The 26,838-nt window shown below is 68.5% G+C and carries 22 protein-coding genes and 1 pseudogene; 7 read left to right on the top strand and 16 right to left on the bottom strand.

Annotated elements, in window-relative coordinates; translation table 11 throughout:
* Both MBA17_RS37610 and argG read left to right on the top strand, forming a co-directional pair.
* Positions 1-127, top strand: a pseudogene (locus MBA17_RS37610) (IS630 family transposase); the annotation flags it as partial.
* A gap of 270 nt (positions 128-397) precedes the next feature.
* The gene (argG, locus tag MBA17_RS37605; RefSeq protein ID WP_238502347.1) at positions 398-1,840 is read left to right on the top strand and encodes an argininosuccinate synthase; all 1,443 of its coding nucleotides are present in this window, start codon (positions 398-400) and stop codon (positions 1,838-1,840) included.
* Between the two features lie 148 nt (positions 1,841-1,988).
* On the opposite strand, the gene MBA17_RS37600 is transcribed toward argG, so the two are convergent.
* Entirely contained in the window at positions 1,989-3,773 is a 1,785-nt protein-coding gene (locus MBA17_RS37600) for an ABC transporter ATP-binding protein (protein ID WP_238502346.1), read from the bottom strand.
* A gap of 515 nt (positions 3,774-4,288) precedes the next feature.
* Here MBA17_RS37600 and MBA17_RS37595 point away from each other — a divergent pair.
* Positions 4,289-5,152, top strand: coding sequence for a hypothetical protein (locus tag MBA17_RS37595; protein ID WP_238502345.1), 864 nt, complete (start codon positions 4,289-4,291; stop codon positions 5,150-5,152).
* The gene (locus MBA17_RS37590) at positions 5,146-7,890 is read left to right on the top strand and encodes an outer membrane protein assembly factor BamB family protein (protein WP_238502344.1); all 2,745 of its coding nucleotides are present in this window, start codon (positions 5,146-5,148) and stop codon (positions 7,888-7,890) included. The genes MBA17_RS37595 and MBA17_RS37590 overlap by 7 nt, the downstream gene beginning before the upstream one ends.
* Before the next feature lie 250 nt (positions 7,891-8,140).
* On the opposite strand, the gene MBA17_RS37585 is transcribed toward MBA17_RS37590, so the two are convergent.
* The 8 genes from MBA17_RS37585 to MBA17_RS37550 form a co-directional block, all read right to left on the bottom strand.
* Complete coding sequence (locus MBA17_RS37585; protein ID WP_238502343.1) at positions 8,141-9,205, bottom strand: cobalamin-independent methionine synthase II family protein; 1,065 nt, start codon at positions 9,203-9,205, stop codon at positions 8,141-8,143.
* Positions 9,206-9,353: 148 nt separating this feature from the next.
* On the bottom strand, positions 9,354-10,334 hold the full coding sequence (locus tag MBA17_RS37580; protein ID WP_238502352.1) for an arginase family protein: 981 nt from the start codon (positions 10,332-10,334) through the stop codon (positions 9,354-9,356).
* Between the two features lie 29 nt (positions 10,335-10,363).
* Entirely contained in the window at positions 10,364-11,005 is a 642-nt protein-coding gene (locus MBA17_RS37575) for an amino acid ABC transporter permease (RefSeq protein WP_238502342.1), read from the bottom strand.
* 2 nt (positions 11,006-11,007) lie between these two features.
* Entirely contained in the window at positions 11,008-11,763 is a 756-nt protein-coding gene (locus MBA17_RS37570) for an amino acid ABC transporter permease (RefSeq protein WP_238502341.1), read from the bottom strand.
* Positions 11,764-11,767: 4 nt separating this feature from the next.
* Positions 11,768-12,637 (bottom strand): transporter substrate-binding domain-containing protein, encoded by an 870-nt coding sequence (locus tag MBA17_RS37565; RefSeq protein ID WP_238502340.1) that lies wholly within the window; start codon positions 12,635-12,637, stop codon positions 11,768-11,770.
* Positions 12,638-12,721: 84 nt separating this feature from the next.
* Entirely contained in the window at positions 12,722-13,456 is a 735-nt protein-coding gene (locus tag MBA17_RS37560) for an amino acid ABC transporter ATP-binding protein (RefSeq protein ID WP_238502339.1), read from the bottom strand.
* On the bottom strand, positions 13,443-14,234 hold the full coding sequence (locus tag MBA17_RS37555; protein WP_238502338.1) for an FCD domain-containing protein: 792 nt from the start codon (positions 14,232-14,234) through the stop codon (positions 13,443-13,445). Before MBA17_RS37555 ends, MBA17_RS37560 begins: the two co-directional genes overlap by 14 nt.
* Positions 14,235-14,472: 238 nt before the next feature.
* A complete protein-coding gene (locus MBA17_RS37550) occupies positions 14,473-14,751 on the bottom strand; it encodes a hypothetical protein (protein ID WP_238502337.1) in 279 nt (92 codons plus the stop codon).
* On the opposite strand from MBA17_RS37550, the gene MBA17_RS37545 reads away from it, so the two are divergent.
* The gene (locus MBA17_RS37545; RefSeq protein ID WP_238502335.1) at positions 14,750-15,541 is read left to right on the top strand and encodes an arginase family protein; all 792 of its coding nucleotides are present in this window, start codon (positions 14,750-14,752) and stop codon (positions 15,539-15,541) included. The genes MBA17_RS37550 and MBA17_RS37545 overlap by 2 nt on opposite strands.
* 81 nt (positions 15,542-15,622) lie before the next feature.
* Here MBA17_RS37545 and MBA17_RS37540 read toward each other — a convergent pair whose 3' ends face one another.
* From MBA17_RS37540 to MBA17_RS37530, 3 genes are read right to left on the bottom strand one after another with little or no spacing between them, the layout of a single operon-like run.
* Positions 15,623-16,243 carry a DsbA family oxidoreductase gene (locus MBA17_RS37540; RefSeq protein ID WP_238502334.1) on the bottom strand — a complete coding sequence of 207 codons (621 nt, stop codon included), beginning with the start codon at positions 16,241-16,243 and terminating at the stop codon, positions 15,623-15,625.
* Positions 16,244-16,258: 15 nt separating this feature from the next.
* Positions 16,259-17,818, bottom strand: a complete 1,560-nt coding sequence (locus tag MBA17_RS37535; protein WP_238502333.1) for an MFS transporter — start codon at positions 17,816-17,818, stop codon at positions 16,259-16,261.
* Positions 17,819-17,831: 13 nt separating this feature from the next.
* The gene (locus MBA17_RS37530; protein WP_238502332.1) at positions 17,832-18,815 is read right to left on the bottom strand and encodes a zinc-binding dehydrogenase; all 984 of its coding nucleotides are present in this window, start codon (positions 18,813-18,815) and stop codon (positions 17,832-17,834) included.
* 87 nt (positions 18,816-18,902) lie between these two features.
* Here MBA17_RS37530 and MBA17_RS37525 point away from each other — a divergent pair, with 87 nt between their 5' ends.
* A complete protein-coding gene (locus MBA17_RS37525; RefSeq protein ID WP_238502331.1) occupies positions 18,903-19,586 on the top strand; it encodes a TetR/AcrR family transcriptional regulator in 684 nt (227 codons plus the stop codon).
* A gap of 249 nt (positions 19,587-19,835) precedes the next feature.
* On the opposite strand, the gene MBA17_RS37520 is transcribed toward MBA17_RS37525, so the two are convergent.
* From MBA17_RS37520 to MBA17_RS37510, 3 genes are all read right to left on the bottom strand, one after another.
* A complete protein-coding gene (locus MBA17_RS37520) occupies positions 19,836-21,380 on the bottom strand; it encodes a pectate lyase family protein (protein ID WP_238502330.1) in 1,545 nt (514 codons plus the stop codon).
* Between the two features lie 862 nt (positions 21,381-22,242).
* A complete protein-coding gene (locus MBA17_RS37515; RefSeq protein WP_238502329.1) occupies positions 22,243-23,391 on the bottom strand; it encodes a DegT/DnrJ/EryC1/StrS family aminotransferase in 1,149 nt (382 codons plus the stop codon).
* 25 nt (positions 23,392-23,416) lie between these two features.
* Entirely contained in the window at positions 23,417-24,223 is an 807-nt protein-coding gene (locus MBA17_RS37510) for a class I SAM-dependent methyltransferase (protein WP_238502328.1), read from the bottom strand.
* A 125-nt stretch (positions 24,224-24,348) separates the two neighbouring features.
* Between MBA17_RS37510 and MBA17_RS37505 the strand changes: the two genes are divergently transcribed.
* Positions 24,349-25,572, top strand: a complete 1,224-nt coding sequence (locus MBA17_RS37505; protein ID WP_238502327.1) for a class I SAM-dependent methyltransferase — start codon at positions 24,349-24,351, stop codon at positions 25,570-25,572.
* Positions 25,573-25,608: 36 nt separating this feature from the next.
* On the opposite strand, the gene MBA17_RS37500 is transcribed toward MBA17_RS37505, so the two are convergent.
* Complete coding sequence (locus MBA17_RS37500) at positions 25,609-26,793, bottom strand: S8 family serine peptidase (protein WP_238502326.1); 1,185 nt, start codon at positions 26,791-26,793, stop codon at positions 25,609-25,611.
* Between the last annotated feature and the right edge of the window lie 45 nt (positions 26,794-26,838).

The raw sequence follows: 26,838 nt of genomic DNA, 5'->3' as shown, positions 1-26,838 counted from the left end.
GGAGATCCGGGCCTGGATCGATCAGTGGAACGACAACCCGCGCCCGTTTGTGTGGCGAAAGACCGCCGAAGAGATCCTCGAATCACTCGCCCGATATTGCCGACGGATTTCTGACGCAGGACACTAGGGACATGTCAGCCGCGGTGATTCCGTGCGGGCGGCGGCCGTGTTCGGCCAGCCGTACGCGGCGTGGATCTTGGCGCGGAGATGGCCGGCCTTCGCGGGATTCCCCTGATGGCGGCGTTGAACCGAGCGTGATCGGTGCGGTGTTTCGGAGCCTGCCCGACGACCGTGATCATTCTCGGCGCCGACGACGATCCGCGGTTCCTCAACCTCGGCCCTCTCGGATTCAAAGACAGGCTTGCATACTCATGCGTCAGGGCGCATACTTCTGCACATGTCCAAAGTGCTCACCTCCCTGCCTGTCGGCGCACGTGTCGGAATCGCCTTCTCCGGGGGCCTCGACACCTCGGTAGCGGTCGCGTGGATGCGAGATAAGGGTGCAGTGCCGTGCACCTACACCGCTGACATCGGCCAGTACGACGAACCGGATATCGCATCGGTGCCCGGACGCGCCACGGCGTACGGCGCGGAGGTCGCCCGTCTGGTCGACTGCCGGGCGGCCCTCGTGGAGGAAGGGCTGGCCGCCCTGGCGTGCGGGGCGTTCCACATCCGGTCCGGTGGCCGTGCGTACTTCAACACCACGCCGCTGGCGCGGGCCGTCACCGGAACCCTGCTGGTGCGCGCGATGCTCAACGACGACGTGCAGATCTGGGGCGACGGCTCCACCTTCAAGGGCAACGACATCGAGCGGTTCTACCGGTACGGCCTGCTGGCCAACCCGTCCCTGCGGATCTACAAGCCGTGGCTGGACGCGGACTTCGTCAGGGAGCTCGGCGGCCGCAAGGAGATGTCCGAGTGGCTGCTCGACCGCGGTCTGCCCTATCGGGACAGCACGGAGAAGGCATACTCCACCGACGCGAACATCTGGGGCGCGACCCACGAGGCCAAGGCGCTCGAGCACCTCGACGCGGGCATCGAGACCGTCGAGCCGATCATGGGCGTGCGGTTCTGGGACGACTCCACGCCGATCGCCACCGAGGACGTCACGATCGGCTTCGAACAGGGACGCCCGGTGACGATCAACGGCAAGGAGTTCGCCTCAGACGTCGACCTGGTGTTCGAGGCCAACGCCATCGGCGGCCGGCACGGCATGGGCATGTCCGACCAGATCGAGAACCGGGTCATCGAGGCCAAGAGCCGGGGCATCTACGAGGCGCCGGGAATGGCGTTGCTGCATGCGGCCTACGAGCGGTTGGTCAACGCGATCCACAACGAGGAGACCCTCTCGATCTACCACAGCGACGGCCGGCGGCTGGGCAGGTTCCTGTACGAGGGCCGCTGGCTGGACCCGCAGGCGCTGATGCTGCGCGAGTCGCTGCAACGCTGGATCGGGACGGCGGTCACCGGCGAGGTGACCCTCCGGCTGCGCCGCGGCGAGGACTACTCCATCCTGGAAACGTCAGGGCCGGCGTTCAGCTACCACCCGGACAAGCTCTCCATGGAGCGGACCGAGGATTCCGCCTTCGGGCCGGTCGACCGCATCGGCCAGCTGACCATGCGCAATCTCGACATCGCCGACTCCCGCGCCAAGCTCGAGCTGTACGCCGGACTCGGCATGGTCGGCACCCCGCACCCGGCGCTGATCAGTGCCACCCGGACGACCGGCCTGGTCGGTGTGGTGCCCGAAGGCGGGGCCGAGGCGATCGCGTCCCGCGGGAAGACCCCCGACCACGACGAACTGCTCGACCACGCCGCGATGGAGTTCGGGACCGACTGACGGCACTCTTTCCCGATCTGGAGGGACATACCGGCTTCGGCGCAGACGCCCGCCACGCAACGCGCGAAGCCGGATTCCCTCCAGAAGCACTGGTGAATGCATGCTCGCCAAACCACCCGCGCGCGACGAGCCCCACGTGGGGCACCACTCAACGGTGGAGCGCGTTCGGGGTGTCGTCGTCAAGCAGGAAGCCACCGGATTGGTGGTGCCAGAGCCGGGCGTAGGGACCTTCGCCCTGGAGCAACTCACTGTGGGTGCCCTGCTCCACGATGTGTCCCTGGTTCAGCACGACCAGACGATCCATGTGGACGACGGTGCTCAGGCGGTGCGCGACCACCAGCGCGGTGCGGTCCTGCATCAAGTGCCACAAGGCTTCCTGGACGAGGAGTTCGCTTTCGGAGTCCAGCGCGCTGGTCGCCTCGTCCAGCAGCAGGATCGGGGCGTCGCGCAGGATGGCGCGCGCGAGGGCGAGACGTTGCCGCTGGCCGCCGGAGAGCTTGACGCCACGCTCGCCGACCAAGGTGTCGAATCCGTCCGGCAGACATTCGGCGAACTCCGTGACGTGCGCCGCCCTCGCGGCTCGGAGAATCTCGTCATCGGTGGCGCCCGGCCGGGCGAACGCGATGTTGTCACGCAGCGACCGGTGGAACATGGCGGGTTCCTGCGGGACATAGGCGATAAGGCTGCGCAGGTCGGCTTGGCGCAGTCGGGTGATGTCCTGGCCGCCTATCAGGATTCGGCCTCCGTCGATGTCCATCAGGCGCAGCAACAGCCGGGTGATGGTGCTCTTGCCGCCGCCGGACCGACCGACCAGTCCGATCTTGGTGCCGCTGGGGATGTCCAGGTCCAGGTCATCGAACAGGGGCGGGCCATCGGTGTGTGCGAACCTCACCCGCTCGAAGCGGACGCCTGCGTCGGCCGGGCGCAGCGGCTGCGGGTCAGCCGGGTCCACCACGGTCGGCGGCACGAGGAGCAGTTCGGTGAACTGGGCGGCTTCGGTGAGCACGCTCTCTATACGCCGGTAGATCTGGTTGAACTCGAACATGATCCTGGTCGCGTTCGTGTAGTAGGTGAACGTCACCACGATGGCCTCCACGCCCAGACCTCCTCGGAGCGCCACGGCGAGGAGCAGGCCCAGGGCACTGGTGAGGGCCGATAGAGGGGCGACGACGATGTCCACCCGGAGGTTGCTGTAATCCCAGGAACGCAGCGTCAGCCTCTGCTGCTCGGCGACCCTGGCCCGATGTTCGGTGGCTTCGCGATCCTCGGCGGCGAACGCGCGGACGGTCTCCATATTGGCCAGCACATCGGCGACGTGGCCCGACACCAGGACCCTGGCGGCCTCACGTTCGTCGACCAGCAATTGGCGACGGCGAATGAGCGGGGCGACGAGAAAGCCGGTGACGATCATGAGGCCCACGAGAACGAGGACCAGCAACGGGTGATACTGCCAGAGCACCACCGAAGCGAACACCAGCGGGAGGATGTTGGCCATGATCGAGAACGTGAGCGTGTCGACGAAGTCCTCGAACCTGCCGGCGAATCCCAGCACCCGTTTGGTCAGCGAACCGGCGAAGTTGTCATGAAAGAACGCGGCGTCCTTGGCCAGTAACTCGTCCATGCCCACCACGCCGAGCCGCTCGATACCCCGGGCGTCCGTACGATTAAGGAAGTGGAATCCCACCCGCCACAGCGCCTCGCCCGCCAGCAACAACGCGCCGAAGCCGAGAACATAAGGCAGTAGCGCGTCGATGGAGGCATCTTCGTCACCGGATAAATGCCCCACAAGCCCAGCTACCGCCAGCGGCGTCAGATAGTACAGGCAGATGTTCCCCATCGCCGGCATCGTCAGCGTGGGCACGGCGACCCGCCACTGGCGCCTCAGCTCACTGGAGTAGTAGCGCAGTGCCAGCAAGACCGCCGTTTTCCGCACAGGCGGACCGTCTCCAGAGTCCTCGAGTGATCCGAACACGGCCATCCGCCCTCCCGAGTGCCGACACCGCCGTGGCCATGCTGCCCCAGGACGTACGGCGGGAGCGAACGATTTTCCGGCCACCCCGGCCACCGGAGCGTGGATGTCAGCCCATTTGTGCGATAACCCGGAACAGCCATAACGATCTTTCCCGGCGCGACCTCGACAGCGTCGAGAACCGCGCATCGACGCCCGGCGCGGCTCCTGTGTCCTGCCGTACGGCTCAGCACCGCAGAAGCGACCACGCCGGCCACCTCAGCGATCGGCCAAGCCCACTAGATCTCATGTCAGCTCGTCAAAGAATCATTCTTGTGCCGCAACTCCGCGAAGCAAGTTGAAAAGCGTTGAATGTACCGAATTCCCACATGCTGATAATGGCGTAATTCGCATCACGAGCGCGCGACCCTGTGACGCGGCGTTATGATCGCCGTCTACTCTCACCCTGATCGCATATCCACCTGAGGGATATATCGCTTATGGGCAAAGGTCGCGGGAACAAGACCGGAAAAGGCAGCGGCGGGAGACAGCCGCTCCAGGAAGGGCCGGCCGAGGGCGGCGGCTGGAAAGGGGTGCGGGCATGGGTGGCGGGCATCGCCAGCGCCGTGCTCATCGCGGCCATCGGCGTGGTGTTCACCACCTGGTTCACCTCCCGCGGAACCGACGCGATCGACCGGATCAGCGGCGCGCCCCCCGTCACGATCGGCCACGTGGCCATCCACTACGACGAGCGGGACATCGTCCTGCGGGAGCCGGTGACCGATCCGGAAGAACGGGGAATTCTGCTGGGCAGGGCGGCCGCCGACAAACGCGCCGCATTGTTGAACCGCCACCACGGCTCCGTGACCGACTGGATGAACGCCACGGTCGTCCTTGTGGGAAACCGGGACGGCCTGCGCATCGTCGATCTCAAGCCGCGCATCCTCGTCCGCAAACCGCGATCGGACGGCGCGTTCCTACAGGCCAACACCGCCGGAGTGACCGACACCGTCGAACTCCTCGCCGACCTCGATCGGCCGGTGCCCCGTTTCACCACATCCGAGGATCTTGACGTCTCGTACTTCTCGAAGAAGCAGATCGACCTCAAACGGGACGAGCGGATCACGCTGAGCATATCGATCAAGGGCAAGAAGGCGTACTACGAGTTCGACCTCCTGGCCACGGTGCTGGCGGACGACCGGCCCGAGCAGGTCGTGATCAACGGGCCGGACGGGGCCCCGTTCCGGCTGACCGGCGAGGCCGACGCCTTCCGCTCCGTCTACGCCGAGGCGCCGCTGGGCGGGTGGGCGCCGGTGCCCGCCGCCAAGGTGTGCGTCATGTTCCCGAAGACCAAGGGATGCTGACCGTGCGCCGGCTCGCGCTCATGCTGGCCGTGGCCCTGGTGACCGGCTCGGCCGTAGCGACGGACGCGCCGCGCCTCCCCTGGGGGCCGACCGGATGGCGGGCCTTGTGGTCCCTGCCCGCCAACGTCGAAGACCCGGCGGCTGTCGAGAACCTCCGCTACGGCCTGTCCGGCGAGGCACTCGCCGTGGCGACGCCGCAGGGGGCCGTGGCGGTCCACGACCCGCTCACCGGCAGGCGGCGCTACACCGTCCCGGCCGACCCCGGCGGCTCCGCCCCCATCACCGGCGTGTGGGTCGCACCCGCGACGATCATCGTGTCGAGAGAGGTGTCCGGCGTGGCCGGCTACCTCATGTCCGGCTACGAGCTCGCCACGGGCGCGCTGCTGTGGCGGCGTAAGGTCACCGCCGCCGCCGGCGGCTCGGCGGCGGCGGCCGACCGCCGCTACTTCGGTCTGAGCATCATGGTGACCGAAGGAGGTGTCACGGTCGTGGACCGGCAGGCCGACCCCGTCGCCTTCACCACGTTCGATCTCCGGACCGGCAGGCCGACGGTGCGGACGACCCGTCCGCGGCACTGCGATCCGCACGGCGTCGCCACCTCCCGGGCGATCATGCTGCTCAGTTCCTGCGCGGGGAACCGGATCGAGCTCGCCTCGGTGGATCCCCACACCCTGCGGGCCCGCTGGACGCGCTCGCTGCCGTTGAAGGCGGAGGCGGAGGCGGAGGCGGGGACCGCGCCCACGCTCAGGCTCACCGCCGGTGCGGACGGGTTCGTGTACGTCCAGGCCGGAGACGTCGAGGCGTTCTACTCTCCGGAGGGCCGGCGGCTGTCCACCGCCCGCGAGGCCGTCGAGCGCCGCCCGCCCGACCGGGTCACGGAACCGGAGCCCTGGAGCCAACCCCTCCTCATCGGCAGATATCCCAGAATCTCGGACAGAGGTTTTCTAGAGGTCCATGGCGACTGGCCCCTGCCGGCCTTCCTGCTCTCCCTGAACACCGTCACCGGCCGCCTCAGCGGGTTGCCCATCGACACGCCGCCCTCCCGCGCATTCCTCATGGGCACGGCCCCGGGCATGGCCTTCGTCTACGACAACGCCGGCCGGATCGTCGCCTACCAGGCGGCCTATGGGCTCTCCACCGCGCCGCCCCCGTTCGGCGACGTCCCCCTGGCCGCCTGGCCGGACGCCTGCGCCCTCCTGACCGGCCGCGACATGGGCGTTGCCGGGGACGGCTACCGCCCCAACCCCGGGACGAGGACCCTGGCGGGAGTGACGTCGCCGAAACCCGTGGGCTGCGATTGGATACCGCCGACGGACGAAGAGGCCGTCGTCTCCGTCGTGGTGGACTGGGTGTTCCCCTCCCCCGCCGCCGCACGGAAGGCGTTCACCACCGAAGTCGCCCACATCAAGGAGAGCGGCGTTCACGACCCCGCCTACGAGGGCTCCCACGCCATCACGCACACGCTCCTCCTGGCGAGCGGATCGCTGGACGAGTCCGTCGTCATCGCGGGGCCGGTCCTCGCCCGCCTGAGGTCCACCTCGCGGCAGGCCGTACGGCTGCTCACCCCGCTGCTCCAGCGGAATTTGCTGGCCCGCTACCAGCCGGGAGCCGCCGTCCCCGGCGACGGCCTCCGCCGCGCCCGCCATGCCGGTTGGAGCTTCCCGGCCGACCAGAGCGTCGACGACCTCGTGCTCGCGGGCGGCACCGTGTACGCCGGCAGTCGCGACGGCAACGTGTACGCGCTGGACGCCGCCTCGGGCGCGGCGCGGTGGAGTCGCCAGACCGGCGGCTACGTCTCCCCCGGACTGGCGGTGGCCGGCGGCGCCGTGTACGCCGGGAACAGCGACGGCCGGATCGTGTCCCTGGACACCGCCTCGGGCCGGGTGCGGTGGAGCCGCCAGGTCGACAGGTCGAGCGGTGTCGTGCTGGCGGCGGGCACGGTGTACACATGCGGCGAGAACTCCGCGGTCGTCGCGCTGGACGCGGCCACCGGCCGGCTGCGATGGCGGGCCAGGGTCGGCGGGGGCGTCGATTTCGCCACGCCGTCGGTGGCCGGCGGCACCGTCTATGTCGGCAGCGCCGACGGCCTGGTGTACGCGCTGGACGCCGCCACGGGGAAGCAGCGCTGGCGCTTCCGGGCGGCTGGGGGAACCGATGCCATCGATCCGGTGACGAGCGGCGCAACCGTCTACATCGCGACCAGGAACGGCCACGTCCACGCGCTGGATCGCGCCACCGGCAGGCCGCGGTGGAGCTTCCGGTCCGACGTCCGGATCACCGCCGGCCCCGTGGTGAGCGGCGGGGCGGTGTACGTCGGCGGCGACGGCGTGCTGCACAAGCTGGACGCCGCCACCGGCCGGAAGTCGTGGCGCTTCGCACCCGGCAGCGGCGACGGCATTCGCGGCGGCCTCGTCGTGGCCCGCGGCACCGTGTACCTGCATCACGTCAACGACCGGCTGTACGCGCTCGACGCCGCCTCGGGCACGGGGCGGTGGAGCTTCCCGGCCGGCGACGGCGTCCTGTCCCGCCCGGCGGTGGCGGACGGCGTCGTGTACGTCGGGAACGTCGACGGCCGGGTGCACGCGCTCGACGCCGCCACCGGCACGGCCCGGTGGACCTACCGGACCAGCGGCCAGGTCGGGACGACCCCGGTGGTGGCGGGCGGCCTGGTGTACGTCGGGAGCACGACCGGCGATGTGTCCGCGATCCGGGTGACGAACGGAACGGCGGGCGGCTAGCTCTTCACGCCGCGCGCCGTTCCAGACGGCGACCCCTCCGCCAGGATCGCGGACACGTCGGTAGCCCTGACGGCTACGAGGGTTCCTATCGTACGGTCAGTGGTGACCGGCGCGGCCGAGCCGTTCGGCCTGACCACCCGTGCTTCGACCGGAAGACCGCGGCCCGGCTCCACGACCTGACCTTGAGGATCGTTCAGTGACGTGGACGGTCGTCGCCGAGCCGCGGGTGACGGCGCTGTGATCCTCCGGCTCAGACTCCCAATGCCTCGGCGGCCATCCTGGTGCCCTCCACGCGGGCGGAGATCTTGGCGAACGCGGTCTCACGGGAGGTGGAGGTGTCGTCGGCGAACGGGGCGAAGCCGCAGTCGTCACAGGTGCCCAGCTGCTCGACCGGAATGTGCCGCGCGGCCAGCAGGACCCGGTCCCGGACCTGTTCGGGAGTCTCCACCCGCGGGTCGATCGGATCGGTGACACCGATGAAGACGCGGATGCCGGGGCGTAGGTGCTCGGCGACTATGCCCAGGATCCGGGCCGGATCGGGCTCACCGGCCAGCTGGATGTAGAAGTTGCCCGCTTGCAGGGCGAAGAGCTTCGGCAGCAGACCGGCGTAGTCGACGTCGGCGCTGTGGGTCGAGTCCTGGTCGCCACCAGGGCAGGTGTGCACCCCGACGCGGGCCCGCTCGGCCGAGTCGAACCGCTCCAGCACCTGATTGTTGAGGGCGATGAAGTCGTCCAGCAGCCCGCCGCTGGGATCGAGTTTGAGCGACAGCCGTCCTTCGGTGAAGTCCAGCTGCACCGCGTGGGCGCCCGCGTCCAGGCAGCCGCGGATGTCGTTCTCGGCCCCGGCCGTCAGGTCGTCCAAGAACGCCTTGCGCGGATAGTCGTGGATGGGCTCAGCCGGATACAACAGGCTGAGCGCCGACGGGGCGATGACGGCCTGCTTGAGCGGCAGCTCGGTGTGCTGTCGCGCCTGGCGCAGGTAGGTCTCCGCGTGGACCTGGTAACGGAAGGGACCGGCGGTCAAACGCGGCAGCTGGCGCGTGTGCCCGTCGGCGAAGGGGATGACGGCGCCGTCGCTCGCAAGATGTTCCAGTCCGCTGATCGGGTAGGTGACGAAGCTGGGTTTGGACTGTTCGCCGTCGACCAGGACCGGGCAACCGAGTCGCGTCAGTCGTGTGATCGTGTCGGCGACGGCCTCGGACTGCGCCGCTGCCAGCTCGGTGTCGCCGATCGCGCCCGAGGCGTGCTCAGACAGCGCGGTCAGTAAGGCGGGGGGTCGGGGGATGCTGCCGATCGATTCAGTAGGGATACCCATGACCGCGAGCGTAGATCACAATTTGTACATCGGCAATCACTCTTTGAAAGCGCTTGCGCCGCCGGCCCGGAACTGACCCTCCCGGCCCGCGGGCCGTACGAAAGCTGATCGCCTGTGCGGCGCGGCGGGCCGGGTGTTCCGGGCTGGGTTACGGCGTGGGCAGGCGGTCCTTGCGGCGCAGGTAGTCGGAGTTCTCCACAGCGCGTGCCATCGTTTCGATGGCGAGTTGGGCGCCGAGCTGGGAGGTGACGTTGGAGGCCACGTCGAGCATCGGGTTGATCTCCACGACGTCGAAGCCGACGAGCTCGTGCTCCCGGACGATCGCGAAGATCGTCTGGCGCAGTTCCTCGTAGGACATGCCGTCCGCCTCGGCTGAGGCGCACCCCGGCACCAGCGGCATGTCGAGCACGTCGATGTCCACGCTCACATACACCTTGCGGCCCTTCGGCAGGGTCGCGAGCACCTGATCGATGCCGGCCTTCCGGTAACCCTTCATGGTGAAGACGTCGTTGCCGTTGGCCCGGCTCTCGGCGAGGTCGTTCTGGGCCGCGCGCATGCCCCGGCTGCCGATCTGAACGATCTTCTCGACGTTCGGCAGCTTCCCGATCTTCAGCATCGGGCTGCCGTTGCCGTACTCGGCGCCGTGGATGAACGGCCGGTAGTCGAGGTGCGCGTCGAAGTGGACGACGCAGATCGGCTCCTCATAGGCGCGCACCACGCCGTAGGTGACCGAGTGCTCGCCCCCGAGCACGATCGGGACCGCTCCCGCCTCCAGGATCTGCGCGGTGCTGCGGGTGATGTTCTTGAAGGTCTGCTCGGGGTTGGAGTAGATGATGTCGACGTCCCCGCAGTCCACGATCCGCTGGTTGGCGGTCTCGTACTCGAGGTAGCGCCGCTCCTCCTCGATGTCGAAATAGCCGGACGAGGCCTGCATCCGGCCGTACCCCGCGTATCGCACCGACTGCTCGCGGATCGCTCGTGGCGCCATCCGCGCGCCCGGATACCAGGGGGAGCCCTCGTCGTTGGGCACCCCGAGGATCGCCAGATCCGCGTCCAGCTGGGAGAGGTCGCTGACGATGGGAGACCGCTGGAAGGAAGGAATGCCGACGAAGGGCAGGTTGAGCCGCATTTCAGACACGCTTGGTTGATCCTTTCTGGTTAGACGTCCAGCCGCAGCTCGAGGCGTCGAGCGACGCGGCTGAGTCCGTAATTGATGATGAAATAGCAGGCTGCTGCGAAGCCGAGGACCGCGAAGGGTTCGGTGAGCACCCGGGAGTTGGTCACCTCGACCCGGTGGAAGAACTCGAAGACGCCGATGATGGAGACCAGCGAGGTGTCCTTGATCAACTTGATGAACTCGGACACCAGCGCCGGGGCCATCCGGCGCAGCGCCTGTGGCAGCACCACGTGCCGCAGGGTGCTCACGTGGGAGAGTCCCGACGCGCGGGCGGCCTCCCACTGTCCCGGCGGCACCGAACTGATGCCCGCGTGCACGATCTGCGCGAGGTAGGCGCTGGTGAAGACGCCCAGCGCGATGACGCCCGCCCAGAACGGGCTGAGGTCCAGACCCAGATCGGCGAGCACGAAATAGCTGTAGAGAATGAAGACGATCAGTGGTGTGCTGCGGATGAGCTGGATGTAGGCGATGGCCGGCCACCGCAGGTAGCGGGCGCGCGCCGACCGCGTCGCGCCGGCCAGTACGCCGAGGACCGCGCTGAGCGCGATCGCCAGCGCCGCCAGTTTCGCCGTCTCCCACAGCCCGGCCAGCATGAAGGGCAGGTTGTCGATGATCGCGTCCATGCTCACGCCTCCAGCGCCGGGACACGGGCCGTGATCTTGGCACCCGGCCGGACCCTGGTCACCAGCCCTCGTACGGCCAGCGCGAGCAGCGCCGACTCGGCCAGGCAGACGACCACGAAGATGACCAGCACCGCGGTGTAGGCCTCGAACGCGGCGAACGTGGCCGACTCGATCTGCTGTGCCTGGAACACCAGGTCGGTGACGCCGATCGCCATCACCACCGACGTGTTCTTGGTGGCGCCCACGTACTGGTTGCCGATCGCGGGAAAGGCCAGCGCGAACGCCTGCGGCAGCACCACCGCGCGCATCGCCGGCCAGTAACCGAGGCCGGAGGCGCGAGCCGCCTCCAACTGCCCTCTGGGCACCGACTGGATGCCGCTGCGCAGCGCCTCCGCCACGTATGCCGAGGTGTAGATGGTCAGGCCGAGCAGTCCGGCGAGGAACTGGTTCGTGTACACGGCGTTCAGCGGTGCGGCCATGGCCCGTACGAGGTCCAGGCTGAACATGCCGAAGCTCCAGAAGACGAGCTGTACGAGCAGCGGCACGTTCCGGAAGAACTCCACGTACGCCGTGAGCGCCCAGCGCAGCGGCGCCAGCGCGGGCATGGTCGACACCCGGCCGAGCGCCACCAGCGTCCCGAGCACGGTCGAGCCGATGATGGCGAGTACGGCGAGCTGCACCGTCACCCACAGCCCGTGCAGCAGGAAGCTCCGGCCCGGCTCGTCGAGCACCACGGTCCAGCTCAGGTCGTTGAACATGGCGTCAGGACCCGGCCGGGACTACCCGGATGCGGTACGGCTCGGGCAGCACGTCTCTCCACCATTCACGGTAGATCCGGTCATAGGTGCCGTCCTCCGCCATGCCCATCAGCGCGGCATTGACCTCGTCACGGAGGGCTGCGTCTCCTTGCCGGACACCCATGCCGAGCGGGCCCTGCGCGATGCCCGGACTGACGATTTTCACGTTCTCGCCGGACTTGTCGGCGGCCGCCTTCAGACCGCTGAGGATGCCGACCGTGGTGCTGACCGCGTCGGCGTCACCGCGCAGGAGTGCCTGCAGCGCCGTCGGCCAGGACTGGAAGCTGAGAATCTTGGCACCCGGCGCCTTCTCGCGTAGCACGCTCTCCTCGGTGGAGCCCTGCACCAGCGCCACCGTCTTGCCGTCAAGCTGGTCGACGCTGGTCAGCGTGGAGTCGCCGCGGACCAGCAACCGCTGGTCGTCCTCGAAGTACGACTCGGAGAAGTCGATCGCCTTGTCGCGCGCCCGAGTCGTGATCATGGTCGCGGTGATCACGTCGATCTTCCCGCTGTCCAGGTTGGCCACCCGGTTCTTCGGGTTGACCTCGACGAACTTCGGCTCGACGCCGATCCGGCGGGCGACCTCGGTGACCAGGTCGATCTCGAAGCCCTCAGGCTCCGTCTCACCCTCGCTGATCGACCCGAAGGGCGGGGTGTCGAACTTGACTCCGAACACGATCTCGCCCCGCTTCCTGATCTTCTCCATGGAGTTGACGCCCGTACCGCCCTTGGTGTCGGCCACGGGGGACAATCCCGCCTGCGACCGATCACCGCACGCGGTGCCGAGCAGCGCGACGAGCGCAAGGCAGAGGGCGCTCTTCAGCACGCCGGTCATCGCATGTACCTCCTTGTTGGTGGCATCGGTCTGGTGCTTTGCTGGTGGCGTCGGACTGGCGCGCCGCTGTCTGGTGTGCGGCGGTCAGATGTGCGCGACCCGGCGCAGAAAGCTCTGAGCCCGCTCGGTCTCAGGGCTGGCGAAGAAGTCGGCGGGGGCGCCGGTCTCCACGATCCGCCCGGCGTCCATGAAGACGACGCGGTCGGCGACCTTCCGCGCGAAGCCCATCTCGTGGGTGACGACGACCATGGTCATGCCGCTGCCGGCCAGGTCGACCATGACGTCGAGGACCTCCTGGATCATCTCGGGGTCCAGGGCGCTCGTCGGCTCGTCGAACAGCATGATCGCTGGATCCATGGCCAGCGCCCGGGCGATCGCCACCCGTTGCTGCTGGCCCCCGGAGAGCTGGGCGGGGAGGCTGTCCGCCTTCTCCGGGATGCCGACCCGTTCCAGTAGCTGGACGGCCCGCTTCCGGGCGCCGTCACGGGAGATCTTCTTCACTCGTACGGGGGCGAGCGTGATGTTCTGCGCCACCGTCATGTGCGGGTAGAGATTGAAGTGCTGGAAGACGAATCCCACCTCGCTGCGCAGCGCGTTCAGGTTCGTCGCCTTGTGGTGCGGGTCGTGGCCGTTGACCAGGATCGTGCCGCCGGAGACGTCTTCCAGGGCGTTGACGCAGCGCAGCAGGGTGCTCTTGCCCGAACCCGACGGGCCGAGCAGCACCACCACTTCGCCCTTGGCGACGGAGAGGTCGATACCGTTCAGCACCGCGAGGTCGCCGAACGACTTCCGTACGCCGGTGAACTCAATGATCGGCATATGACTCGCCCTTCGATCTCGGCAGGCCCCAGGTGAGCAAACGCTCGACGATGGGGGTGGTCTCCTCGGTGAGGAAGCGGTCGGCCTCGTCCAGCAACCGATCCAGGTGGGCACGCATCGCCTGCTCGGCGGCATCCGCGTCGCCCGCGGCGATCGCGTCGGCGATCACCTGGTGCTCCGTCACCGCGACCTCGCCGGATCGGTGCGAGACGAGCACCACGTCCAGCGCCGCCTCCAGCCGGTCGAGCGCGGGATCGAGGACGACGTCGAGCATCGCCTTGACGATCGGGTTCCGGGTGCACCGTGCCACCCTGCGATGGAAGCTCAGCGCGATGTCCCGGGGCACGTCGTCCGTGCCCGTGTAGTGCCGCCGGTGCCGTTCGATCAGGAGCGTGAGCGCCTCGGACGTGCTGCCGTCCTCGGCGAGAGCCGCCTCCCTGGCGGCCTCCGGCTCCACGGCGCGGCGTGCTCGCAGCAGCTGGGTGAGCCCCTCGGACGTGCGGACCTCGGTGCCCCGCAGGATCCGGGTGGCCGTGACCCGCCCGCGCAGCACCGACGCCACATGATGGCGGCCTGACGGGGTGAGCATCCGGCCCTTCGTGCCCGCCGCCACGGTCAGCCCGCGCCGGTCGAGCAGGCGCAGCCGCCGGGCCACCGTGGCCTCGCTGATCCCCAGTTCGAGGCTGCCGCTCAGTGCCTGCAGGATCTGCCTCGCTCCCAGCGGCTCCGGTGCACCCGCGAGGACTTCGAGGATGGCGTCAGTCGAGCGTTCCTCCACGCCTACCCCCTCCCATCTGCGCTTTTGGGTCTTTTATGGCTGTTTGCGCCGTATGGCAGTCAAATATGACAGACCTCAGTCATGGGTTACGGACGTGCATCAATCCGGTAAGAGCAATGTTTCCGCCGCTTGATCGCCGTCACTCCGGCCGGCTCCAGCCTCATCCGGCACGCCTGTCGCAGACCGGTGCCGATCGCGCGGGATCAGTGGTCGGGCAGGGCTTGCGGGGGCGAGACGTTCACTGCGACGTTGGTTCTCGCGGGACCACGGCTACTGACTCTTCGCCGGCGTCGAGCGTGTCGGTCAGGGATGGATGCCGAAGGAGCCGAGCAGGCCGGTGTCGATTCGCAATGGACTCCAGCGGGCCGAAGGCGTTGTCCTCGGTGAACACGTCGGCGGCGGCCGGCGTGCCGAGACAGCCGGCGACGACCGGGTCGGCGGCCTGCTGGGCGACCGCGTTCAGGTAGCCGGCGAAGATCGCCCACGCGTTGCCCGGCGTCTCGTAGTGTCGCGGCATGACAACCGTGCTCTGCGTACCACAATGGCAAGGTTCGGCGTCGAGCAAGGCGCCGCGGCTGATGGCCGGTGCTCGCCGCGCCGCCGAGCTCGTTCCGGCCGACGCCGTGGTGACCGTGCCGGTGCTTGATACCGGCGCGGAAAAGGTCGCCGGGATCCGCGCGTTCGACGCGCTCGTGGAGAACCAGCGGCTGACGCGGAAGGCACTGGCCGGCATCGACGACCGGGTGATCACCATCGGCGGCGACTGCGCGGTCGACATCCCGCCTATCGCCGCTGCCCACGCCCGCTATGGGGACGCTTTGACGGTGTTGTGGATCGACGCGCACCCGGACGTCTACAGCCCGCAGTCCCTGCCATCGGGCGCCTTCCACGGGATGGTGGTGCGCGCGCTGCTCGGAGACGGGCCGGCAGGCCTCACGCCGGAGCAGCCGCTGGCACCACGGCAAGTGATCATCGCCGGAGAGCGGGCGGGCGACGCGTCCGAGCACGAGTACCTCGCGAAGACCGGCCTGCGCAGGTACGGCGTCGACGACCTGGAGCGTGTGCTGGACGGTCTACGCGGCCCCGTGTACGTACACATCGACCTGGACGTCCTGGAACCCACCGCTTTCGGCGCGACCTGCTACCCGGAGCCGAACGGCGTGCAGCCGCAGCGACTGATCGACCTCGTCTCCCAGGTGAACGACATCATCGGGGCCGCCATCACCGAACACGCGCCATCCAGCGACGACGTCAACCCCGGCGAGGCCGAGGTGATCCGTCGGCTGGGGGCCGTGCTGACACGCTGACGGTCGACAGCGCCGAAGCCGTACAGTCCCACCCTGATGGAGGTGGCCAGGTCAAAGAGGCGAAGACGGCAGGCGGCGGCCTCAGAAGCGTGTCGCGCGTTCGAGGAGGCTTGCCAGGGCGGCAGGTTCCTGAACGGCCGAGACTGGTGGGGCTCCGTCAATGACGAGTGCAGGCACGCCTCGGATTCCCCTCTGGGCGGCGCGGCGCTCGTCGGCTCGGACTTCAGCGGAGAACGCGTCGCCGGTCAAGAGTTCACCTACCTGGGCGAGATCAAGTCCGGCCTCGACGCCGAGCGCTTGGAGAACCTCCGGGTCGGCGATGTTGCGGCCTTTCGCGTGGTAGCCGTGAAGGAGACGTTCCAGAACGGCGTCGGCCAGGCCGGAGGTGGCGCCCAGGTGGATCAGGCGGTGAGCATCGAAGGAGTTGACGGGCCGGGCCTGGTGCAGGTTGAGTTCCAGTCCCTCGGCTGCGCCAAGCGCTTGGATGTGGGCCACCCGGGCGCTCGCTCGGGCCGGGTCGTTCTGGTAGGTGGTGATCACCTGCTCCGCCGTCAGGCCGGGGATGGGGCTTCCGTCCGGATCGAGTTCGAAACTGCGCCAGATGACGTGCACATCGTCTCGGCTCTTCAGGGCGGTGGCCAGTCTTCTCTTGCCGATGTAGCACCAGGGGCACAGGACGTCGAAGTAGACCTCGACCAGCATGATCGTTCGGTCCTTTCAGTCGAATGCCGGGGTGGGCGTCGTGGCCTGCTCGGGCTGGCTCGGTGGTGGTGGCGGGGTTGCGCGCCGCAGGGTCAGGGTCAGCAGGGCGAGCGCGATGAGCAGGGGGATCGTGATGAGCGCGTGCACGTGAAGGCTGTGGGCGAACGCGTCCCGGGCGGCCTGGGCCAACGGGAGGCCGAGGCTGTCGGGGAGTCGCTGGGCCGCCTGGAGTGCGGCGGGCAACGTCTCGCGGGCGGCCTCGGCGACCTGGGCAGGGACGCCGTCGGGTGTATGGCCGATCATGTAGCTGCCGTAGACGCCGGTGGCGATGCTGCCGAGCACGGCGATGCCGAGCGCTCCGCCGAGTTCGGCGCCGGTCTCGGAGATCGCTGAGGCGGCCCCGGCGCGTTCGGGCGGTGCCGCGCCGACGACCAGGTTGGTGCCCAGCGCCATGAACGGGGTCAGCCCGGCGAAGAGAAGAACGGAGCCGGACACCAGGATGACGGGGTTGCCGTCCACCTGTGTGAGCAGGATGGGACCGATGACGGCGAACGCGGCTCCGGCAGTCATGAGGACGACTGGGCGGATTCGACCGGTGAGGCTGGAGACCATCAGGGCCACGACGGTACCGGTGACCGCGCTGGGCAGCTGCCACAGGCCGGCCTCCAACGGCGAGAAGCCGAGCACCAGTTGCAGGTATTGCGAGGTGAGCAGGCTGGTCCCGAACAGCACGATCCCGACCAGCACCATGCCTGTGACAGATACGGCGAAGGCGGGGATACGGAACAATCCCAGGTCCAAGAGCGGGTTGGACAACCGCCGCTGGCGGCGTACGAAGACCGCGCCGATCACCAGGCCCGCGACCAGGACGCAGACGGACGGCAGGGCAATGCCGTGGACGGCGAGATCCTTGATGCCGTACACGATCGTCGGCGGAGTCAGCAGCGACAGGACCACGCTGACCGCGTCCAGCCGCCCGGCAGCCGAAGCGCGGGATTCAGGGATCAGGAAAGGGCCGGTGCCCAGCAGCAGGGCCATGGTCGGAACGGCGAGCAGGAACACCGAGCCCCACCAGAAGTACTGCAGCAGCACACCGCCGACCAGCGGGCCGAGCGCGCCTCCACCCATGAAGGCCATCATCCAGATCGTGATGGCCAGGGTGCGCTGCCGGACATCGAGGAACAGGGCGCGGATCAGCGCCAGCGAGGACGGCGCCAGCGCGGCGGCGGCGACTCCCTGGACGGCCCGTGCCGCGATGAGCAGGCCGGCGCTGGGGGCGTATGCGGCGATAACGGATGCGCCGGTGAACGCGACGGCGCCGATCAGCAGGATCCGGCGGTGCCCGAGACGGTCGCCGAGCGTACCCATCGTGACCAGTGCTCCGGCGACCATGAAGCCGTAGATATCGGTGATCCACAGCAGTTGCCGGCCGTCGGGCTCCAGATCGGCGCTCAGGCTCGGCAGTGCCAGATAGAGCACGGACATGTTCATCATGACCAGTACGGCGGGTACTCCCAGGACCGCCAAGGCGGTCCACTCCCGGACTCCGGCTCTGGCAGGGGGCTTGTGAGCCATGAGGGCTCTGACCTCAGCCGCGGACATGGCCGGCGGGGACGAGCAGGGTCTTGCCGGTGGTGGTCCGGGACTCGATCGCTCGGTGCGCGGCGGCTGCCGCCTCGAGCGGGAAGGTCTGGCCGATGACCGGCCGCAGCTTCCCGTCGGCCGCGAGGTTCAGCGCGTCGACGATGAGAGCGCGGGTCTGGGCGGGGTTCGGTGCAGTGGTGAGGCCGATGACGCCGATGGAGCGTGCCCGGAGTTCGCCTTCGTCGAGTTCGGCGTCGGCACCGCTGGCCATTCCGTAGATGCTCACGCGTCCGCCTTCGCGTAGCGCCCCGATCGCCTCTGTGCCGATCCGGCCGCCGACCCCGTCGAAGACGAGATCGAGTCCGGCGCCGCCGGTCGTCTCCGCCAACTGATCCAGCCAGTCAGGCCGGGAGTAGTCGACATAGGCGGCCGCGCCCAGCGAGATGACCAACTCGGCCTTGCCGACGCCTCGGGCGGCGCCGATCACGTGAGCATCCGCCGCGGCGGCGAGTTGCACCAGCAGGCTGCCGACGCCCCCTCCCGCAGCCTCTACGAGAACCCGCTCCGACGGCTTGATCTCCGCCTGCCTGTACAGCAGCAGCGCCGTACGCCCATCGGCCAGCAGCGCGACCGCGTCCTTGAGCTCCAGGCCCGCGGGAACCGGAACCACGTCCTGTGCCCGAGCCGGCGCCAGTTCGGCGTAACCGCCCTCGCCGCCGGTGGTGGTGACGATGACCGTCCCCACCAGGGCCGGGTCCACGTCTGCTCCGACGGCGACGATGCGACCGCCCACGCCATTGCCGGGTATGCGGGGTAGCGCGGGCCTGCCGAATGGCCCGTCGCCCGAACGTACCTGCGTCTCGACGAACGTGACACTCGCGTACGCCACCGCGACGAGCACCTGCCCCGGCCCTGGCACGGGATCTTCAACCTGCCGCATCCGCAGGACCTCCGGCCCTCCGAACTCTTCCATCACCACAGCCCGCATGGCACTTCCTCCAAACGGATAAATTCGCTTCGTTTGGAGAACGCTATAACGGAGTGAATCGCTTCGCAAAGTGGCTACAGTGAGCGCATGGCCCGCAGAGCTCCCCGGCACGCAGAAGCCGAACGCAACGACCAGGCCCTCCTGGAGGCCGCCAAGAAGGTCCTAGCCGTGGACGGAGCGCATGCATCGGTGGCGACGATCGCCGCACGCGCCGGAGTCGGCATCGCGAGCCTCTACCGCCGCTACCGTTCCAAGGACGAGCTCTTCCAGCACCTGTGCGCGCTGTCCCTCGACCAGTGGATTCAGGCGGCTGAACGCGGCCTGCGGCACGACGACCCTTGGGAAGGGCTCGCTCACTACATCAGCGCCTGCATCGAGTTCAGCGGCGGCTCCCTCGGGCCGCTGGCCGGCACGATCGCCGTCACCGACGAGATGGCGGCCAAGTTCACCAGGTCCGACGAGTTGATGCACGACCTGGTGGCCCGCGCGCACGCCGCCGGAGCGCTCAGATCGGACGCCACGGCCATGGACATCTCGCTCCTGATCGAACAAGTCGGCAAGTCCCCCCTGATCGAGCAACTCGACCGGCAGGGCCGCACCGACCTGATCGACGCAGCCCACAACGCCCGAAAGCGTACGATCGCCATCGCTCTCGACGGCCTGCGCTCCGGCCACCCGCGACTGCCCGGGACCGCGCCCACTCCCGCCCTCCTCGCCGAACGCTGGGAGCACTCCCCCACAGACTCGACGAGGTCGCCAGGACGGTCGTAGACCAAGGAGGCAAGCCGAAGCAATGGGCACGAGTGACTCGGCAGCCACGCCATGGGCGAACGGCAGCCCGTGGGCATAGCGGGACAGCTCGTCGAGCGCCAAGTGCAACAGTCGTGCATTCGACGCCGTGGTGCCTGCCGGCGTGGCGCGGCACCCCTTCCGGGAAGCTGGCCCTCCGGGGCCGAAGGGCGGGGACCGTCAGTCTGACGGTCCCCGCTCCGTTCTGGATGATCAGGCGGGACCGGTCCGCTAACCGGTGTAGGTCTCGAACTCGGCGATCTTCGGCGTGCCGGTCGAGCCGGTGATCCTGAAGGTGATCTTGCTCAGCGAGGTCGGGGTGAAGGTGATGGCGCCCGCCCCGCTGCCGGAGCTCAGAACGGTGCCGGTGCCGCCGTTGACGACCTGCCAGGACCCGATGCCTGCGGTGCCTGACGCCTCACGGATGATGATCCTGGATACCGTCTTGGCGGAACTCCACTTGATCGAGATGTCACCGGTCGCGCCGGCCGGCGACCAGTAGGTGCTCATGTCGCCGTCCCGCACGTTGCCGTAGCTCGTCCCGTCAGCCTTGCTGGAGCCGTCGGAGCCGGCCCCGATGCTGAGGTTGGTCCCGCCGGGCGTGGGGCTGGTCGACGGCGTAGGGGTGACTGACGGTGTGGGGCCGGTTGGTGTCGCCGTCGGTGTCTGTGGCGAGCAGTTGCCGTTCGACACCTGCATACCCTTGTTGGCGCCTGCCGTCTGGCGGACGATGTCCGGCACGCAGCCGGCCCCGTCGAGGCTGTAGGGGTACGGGATGCTGACGGTGGTGTTGGACTGCGGGTTGGGGCCGGCGGGGTTGTTCTCACTGCCGGGGCTGGACCAGGTCACGTTGTCGAAGACGTTGCCGCTGACCTGCCAGTAGCCGGCCTCGTCGGTGTAGAAGGTGCCCAGGACGTCCTTGGCGTCCTTGAAGTAGTTGTTCTCCACCTTGGCCCGAGCCCCGGCCCGGGAGTTGATGCCGGACTCGTGAAGGCTCACGTAGGAGTTGTTGTAGATGTGAGCTATGCCGCCACGCAGCAGGGGCGTGCGGGAGTCGATGTTCTCGTACAGGTTGTGGTGGAACGTGATGAAGCCGTTCGAGCGGTCGCTCTCACTGGACCCGATGAGCCCGCCGCGGCCGGAGTTGCGCAGGATGCTGTAGGACAGGGTCACGTACTGGGTGTCGTCCTTCATGTCGAAGAGGCCGTCGAACCCCTCCGACTCCCCACCCGAGGCTTCCAGGGTGACGTGATCGACCCAGACGTTGCGGACGCTGCTCTCCATGGAGATGGCGTCACCACCGTTGGACGTGGGCGAGCCCGACTTCTTGACGTTCCGGACGGTCACGTTCTGGATGATGATGTTGCTGGACTCGCGGATGTGGATCCCCAGCTGGTCGAAGACGGCCCCGTTGCCGACCCCGATGATCGTGACGTTGCTGATCTGCTTGAGTTCGATCACACCGGCGGCGGTGTTGCAGCTTTCGCCCGACACCTTGCTGGTGTTGCCGTGATTGATGGTCCCCTCAACCTCGATGGTGATCGGGGTGCTACTGCTGGCCCGAGTGCACAGGGCCGTATGGATCCCGGTCCCCGTGGACGCCTTCACCGTCTGCCCGCCCGCACCGCCGGTGGTCCCCCCGTTGCCGGTGGCGTAGCCGGTGGCGCTGCCGGACACCGCCGACGCCTGGAACACCGGTAAAGCCACACCGATCACGGCCGCAATGGCCGCCATGGCCAGCGCCGCCTGGAGTCGCAATGCGACTGCTCGTCTCATCCTCGTCTCACCTTCGTCTTCGAATGCCGGGTGCGTTCTTTCTCTGTGCGGTTCGATGCCGTGGGGGCCGCAGCAGCGACCTTGTCACGGGATCACGCCAGCGCTGGGGTTCCGCTTTGCCGAACGGGACGCGGGGTGGCGGGCGCGCGAAAATTAGGTCTGTCCATATCGGACCTCTCTTGGACCGGGTAAAGGCACAAACGTCCCACGCGGGGCGGCGCGGAGACCGGCGTGCTGCCACCACGGCAAAGGGGACGTCGAGAGCCCGTACGCCGAAGGCTCTTCTCTGGCGACAACCGCTGGAAAGCGCTTCCCAGTCATTCGGACCATAGATGCGGCTGTCAAAAGGTGTCAATGGTGAGGGCGAAAGCTGCAATAAACCTGCACACGCACGTGAGCGCAGCGTGCTGTGCGGGCGATCGATCATCCGGCCAGGTCAAATGCGTACCAGCACCCTGATCGGCGGCGCTCGGCACTTCGGCCCATCCCTGAGTGCGGCATCAGCGCTGCGCACTCCTCCAGCGCCCAGCCGGGACCGAACACCGCGATCCCGTCGGCCGCCGCGCGGAGGGCGTTTTCAGACCGGGACGCATGAAGGCTCCGTCACCGGGCGCCTGCCGACTTCGTGGACCTACGACACCGCCACTCGGAACAAAGGCCTGCTTGCCGTCTCCACCCGGCACGGCATGAACGGCGATTACACCGATCAGATTTCCAGCTATGACATGCTCGGGCGGCCCGAGAACCCGCGCGGGTAAATGCTCGCGCGCTCGCCGCTCTCAGCCAAATGCCACGTCGAATTCAAGGCCCGATGAATGCTGTGCAACAATACTCGCCGAGTGCGTACGCAAAGAGAAGGGAATTACCAGCCGGATTTGATCGTGTCCGCTATATGCGCGCGATCGGCCTCGGAAAGCCACCAGCCCACGGGGATGTGGACGATGCGGTCGTGCACGGCGTCCAGGCCGGGCAGCGCCGGATCCGCGACGTCCCGCACGGCGCCGTGCGTGTCGTTGCGCCGGACCAGCATGCTCACCATGATCCCCGCGTCGTTCATCTTCCGCATGAACGAGGGCCGGTCCTCGGCCTTGACCGGGTACAGCCAGCAGGACGACTCCCGGTCCGGCTCCCGCGCGGTCAGTTCCAGTCCCGGTACGCCGGCCAGCTCCGCGTCGTAGAACGCGGCGTTCCGGCGGTGCTGTTCCACCCGCTCGTCGACCGTCTCCAGGTTCGCCAGCCCGATGGAGGCGCTGATCTGGTCCAGGTAGAAGTTGTAGCCCCACTCGGGCACGTCGTAGTCGCCGTTGACCCGGTCGGCCCGCCGGTCGATGCCGAAGAAGCGGAGCCTGCGGACGCGCTCGTACGACCGCTCGTCGGGCAGGGTGAGCATGCCCCCGCAGCCGGTGCCGAGGTGCTTGGTCGCGTGGAAGCTGAACACGCAGATGTTCTCGCCGTCACCGCCCACCGGTCGGCCGCGAAGGGTGCTCCCCCAGGCGTGCGCGCAGTCCTCGACGACCACCGGCCGGTAGCCGTGCGCGGCCTCGGCCGCGTCGAGGATCTCCCGCAGCCGGTCCAGGTCCACCGGATACCCGGCCCAGTGGACGATGACGATGGCACGGGTGGCCGGTGAGATCTTCTTCGCGAGATCGTCGAGGTCGAGGTTGAGCGTGGCCGGGTCCACGTCGACCCAGCGCAGGCGCAGCCCGTTGGCCAGCACGGCCCAGTTGGTGGCCTCGAAGGTCAGCGGCGTGCTCAGCACCTCGTCCCGGGCGGCGTCCAGTCCGGCCTCCCGTCCGTCGCCGGTGCCGGACGCGCCCGCCAGCCGGAGCGCGAGATGCAGGCCCGAGGTGCCGTTGTTGACCGTGGCCACGTACGGGTTCCCGACGCGCGCGCTCAGCGCCGCCTCGAACTCCTCGACCGCCGGCCCGTGCGCGATCATGCCGGTGCGCAGCACGGCGGCGATCCGGTCCAGGGTGTTCGGCCCGATCGCGGCCTTGAGCAGCGGGATCATCGGCGGCGTGCTCCGTCCGGTCCGTTCACTGCCGGACGCCGACGAAGAGCCCACGGCCGTCCCCGATGTCCCCGCTCTCGATGTACTCTACGTCGCAGCCCGCTCGCCGGAACGCGGCCGTGTAGTCGTCGGGCTCGAACAGGGTGAAGATCTGGACCTGGTCGAAGTGGCGTACGCCCGTCGCGTCCGCCACGGACCAGTGCGACTCCTGCCGGACAGTGGAGCCCGTGGTCCGCGCCACCCGCATCACCCGCGTCACCGTACGGTCCGCGCCGCGTACCAAGTCGCCGGCGATGTGGCCGTCGATGAACCTGTCGGGGAAGTACCACGGCTCGACGATCAGCACCCCGCCGGTCGGCAGATGAGCGGCCATGCGGCCCACCGCCGCCTCCAGCTCCGCCGTGTCGGTCATGTAGCCGACCGTGCCGAAGAGGCTGCACACCGCGTCATAGGTCCGGCCGGTGTCGAACAGCCGGATGTCCCCGTCGTGGACCGCCACGCCGGGCACCTTCACGCTGGCCCCCGCGCGCATCGTCGGGGACAGCTCGACGCCCTCGACCTCGTCGAACATGAGCCGGAACGTCCGCAGGTGCTCCCCCGTCCCGCAGGCCACGTCCAGCAGCGAGGCCGCCCCGGGGCGGCGGGCGCGCACCAGCTCGGTGACGACGGCGGACTCGTGCGCGTAGTTCTTGCCCCGCCCCTTGTAGACGAGGTCGTAGAGCTCGCTCACCTCGGCGCTGTAGACGTTGGCTTTCCGGGCGCCCTCGTCGTCCCGGGTGGCCGTGGCCGACATGTCCGTGGTCATCAGCGCCTCCGCAGTGGATTCGATCACACGGCGAGTCTCACATCCGCCGCGTCGCCGGGCATCTTCCCGATTGCGCAGCGGCGCCGCCGACGCCGCTGAACTGCGCAATCTTCGAGATGTTCCCTGCAAGGGCCCGCAGCTAGCCTCGGCTCATGTCGAATGGTAGCTGTAGAATTTGCGGCGGCACGGTGAAGGAAACCGTCAACCTGGGGCGGCAGCCGTCGGGTAACGGATTTCCGTTGCCTCATGAGATCGAGCACGAGAGGTCTTTCTCGCTCAGCGCGGGGACCTGCGACTCCTGCACGATGTTCCAGCTGCTCGAGGATCTTCCCCAAGAGGCGAAATACCGCGACGAATATCCGTATCACGCGTCGGGTTCTGCGGTGCACCGCGCGCATTTCGAGGGGAACGCCCGCCGTTTCCTGGAGACCGAGCTGACCGGACCGGACGCGTTCATCGTCGAGATCGGCAGCAATGACGGCGTCATGCTCGCCACGATCGCGCAGGCCGGCGTCCGGCACCTGGGCGTCGAGCCGTGCCGGGAGGTCGCCGACGTCGCGCGGGGGCGGGGGATCCGGGTGCTCGGCGAGTTCTTCGACGAGAACTCCGCGGCCGCCATCCGCGCGGAGCACGGCCCCGCGGACATGGTGTTCGGGGCCAACTGCATCGCCCACATCGTCTTTCTCCGGCGGTTGCTCCAGGGCATCGACACGCTCCTGAAGCCCGACGGGGTGTTCGTCTTCGAGGAGCCCTACCTCGGGTCGGTCATCGCGCAGAACGCCTTCGACATGATCTACGACGAGCACGTCTTCGTCTTCTCGGTGCGGTCGATCAAGGCCATGGCGGAACTCGCCGGGTTCGAGCTCGTCAACGCCGAGCCCGTGTCGCTGCACGGCGGCACGATGCGCTACACGATCGCGCGGCCGTCCCGGCGCGTCCCGGCTCCCGCGGTGGCGGAGTTCCTGGCCCGGGAACACGAGCAGCGGCTGGCGGAGCACGACACGATCGAGAAGTTCGCCGCCTCGGTCCGGAAGATCCGGGAGGACCTCACCGGGCTGCTGGGCGACCTCCACGCGCAGGGCAAGCGGGTGGTCGGCTACGGCGCGCCCGCCAAGGTCACGACGGTGACGAACTACTGCGGCATCGGGACCGAACTGATCCCGTTCGTGGTCGACTCGACCCCGTCCAAGCAGGGACGGCTGGTCGCGGGCTCGCACATCCCGGTGCTGGAGCCCGGGGCGTTCGCCGCGGACCACCCCGACTACGCGGTGCTGTTCGCGTGGAACCACGCCGAGGAGATCATGGCGAAGGAGCAGGCGTTCCGCGAACGGGGCGGACGCTGGATCCTCTACGTGCCCGACGTGCACATCGTGTGAGACGTCGCGGCCCGCCGCCGGGCCGCCATGCCGTGATCAGTCACTTCGATCTTCCTCAAGCCGGCCTGAGGAAACGCCGGTTCGCCCCGGACGCCACCCTCTCCGCCTGCCCATCGGGATCAGCACGCGTCCGGCGATGATCAGCATGGCCATGCAGAAGAAGGCCATCGCCACCCCCGCCGCGATGTCCACCGCCAGGTGATCCACCGGCGGAACCCTGTCGACCGCGTCCGCGGGCAACGGCGAGGGCGGCGGAGGGGCGATCACCGGTGCGTTCGCCGGTTCGAAAGGCAGGATCGCCGTGACGGCCAGCAGGGGGTTCACCATGCCGGCCCCGGTGCCCCGGCCCGCCGGGCCGTCGGCCGTGGCGACGATGCGCTGCCGTACCTGCGCCTCCGACAGGCTGGGAAATCGGGCACGCACCAGCGCGGCGACACCCGTGACGTACGGCGCGGCGAAACTCGTGCCCTCCAGGCCGCTCATGTAGGCCCTGCCGGTCCAGGTGGAGACGATGTCCTTCCCCGGGCCGAGCACGGCGACCGGCGTGGTGACGTTGGACGATTCCGCGAGCGTGCCGGTGCTCGTGGCCGATCCGACTCCGAGCACTCCGTCGTAGGCCGCCGGGTACGCGGGCGCCGGGGTGCCGTCGTCCTTCTCCACGTTGCCCGCCGCGGCGACGATCACGATGTCGCGGTCCAGTGCGTACCGCACGGCCATCTGGAGGTCTGGGTGGTCATGCGCCTGCACGGAGACATTGATCACGCCGACGTCGAGATCGGCGGCACGCTTGATGGCCTTGGCCAGTGTGCGGACGTCGCCGCCGGAGTCGTCGTTGGTCTGCTTGAGCGAGATCAGCCGCACGTCGGGGGCGACTCCGTGGTACGGGACGCCTTTGAGATACCTCCCAGCGATGATCCCCGCGACCGCGGTCCCGTGCCCCAGGCAGTCCCGGTATCCCGTTCCCGTGTAGTCGTAGAACTTGGATACCTCGAGCTGCGGGTGCGTGAGGTCGACCCCGCTGTCCACCATGGCGACGGTGACGCCTTCGCCCCTGCTCAGGGTCCACACCCGCGTCAGGTCGAGTCGTCGCTGCGCCCACGACTCGCTGACCTGCACGCTGCCCCTGGGCGGATCACATCTCACCGGCTCCCGCTCGGCGACCGCCGGAGCGGCCGTGAGCATCATGATCAGCCCGACTACCGCAACACCCCGACCGATCATGAGCGGAAAGCTTAACTTGTCCGGATCACAGGGGAGCCGCAACAC

It is taken from the genome of Dolomitihabitans soli (assembly GCF_022213955.1).
In the GTDB taxonomy this organism is placed as follows: domain Bacteria; phylum Actinomycetota; class Actinomycetes; order Streptosporangiales; family Streptosporangiaceae; genus Streptosporangium_A; species Streptosporangium_A soli.
The sequence above is the reverse complement of the archived record's forward strand: the minus strand, read 5'-3'. Positions and strand labels throughout refer to the sequence as shown.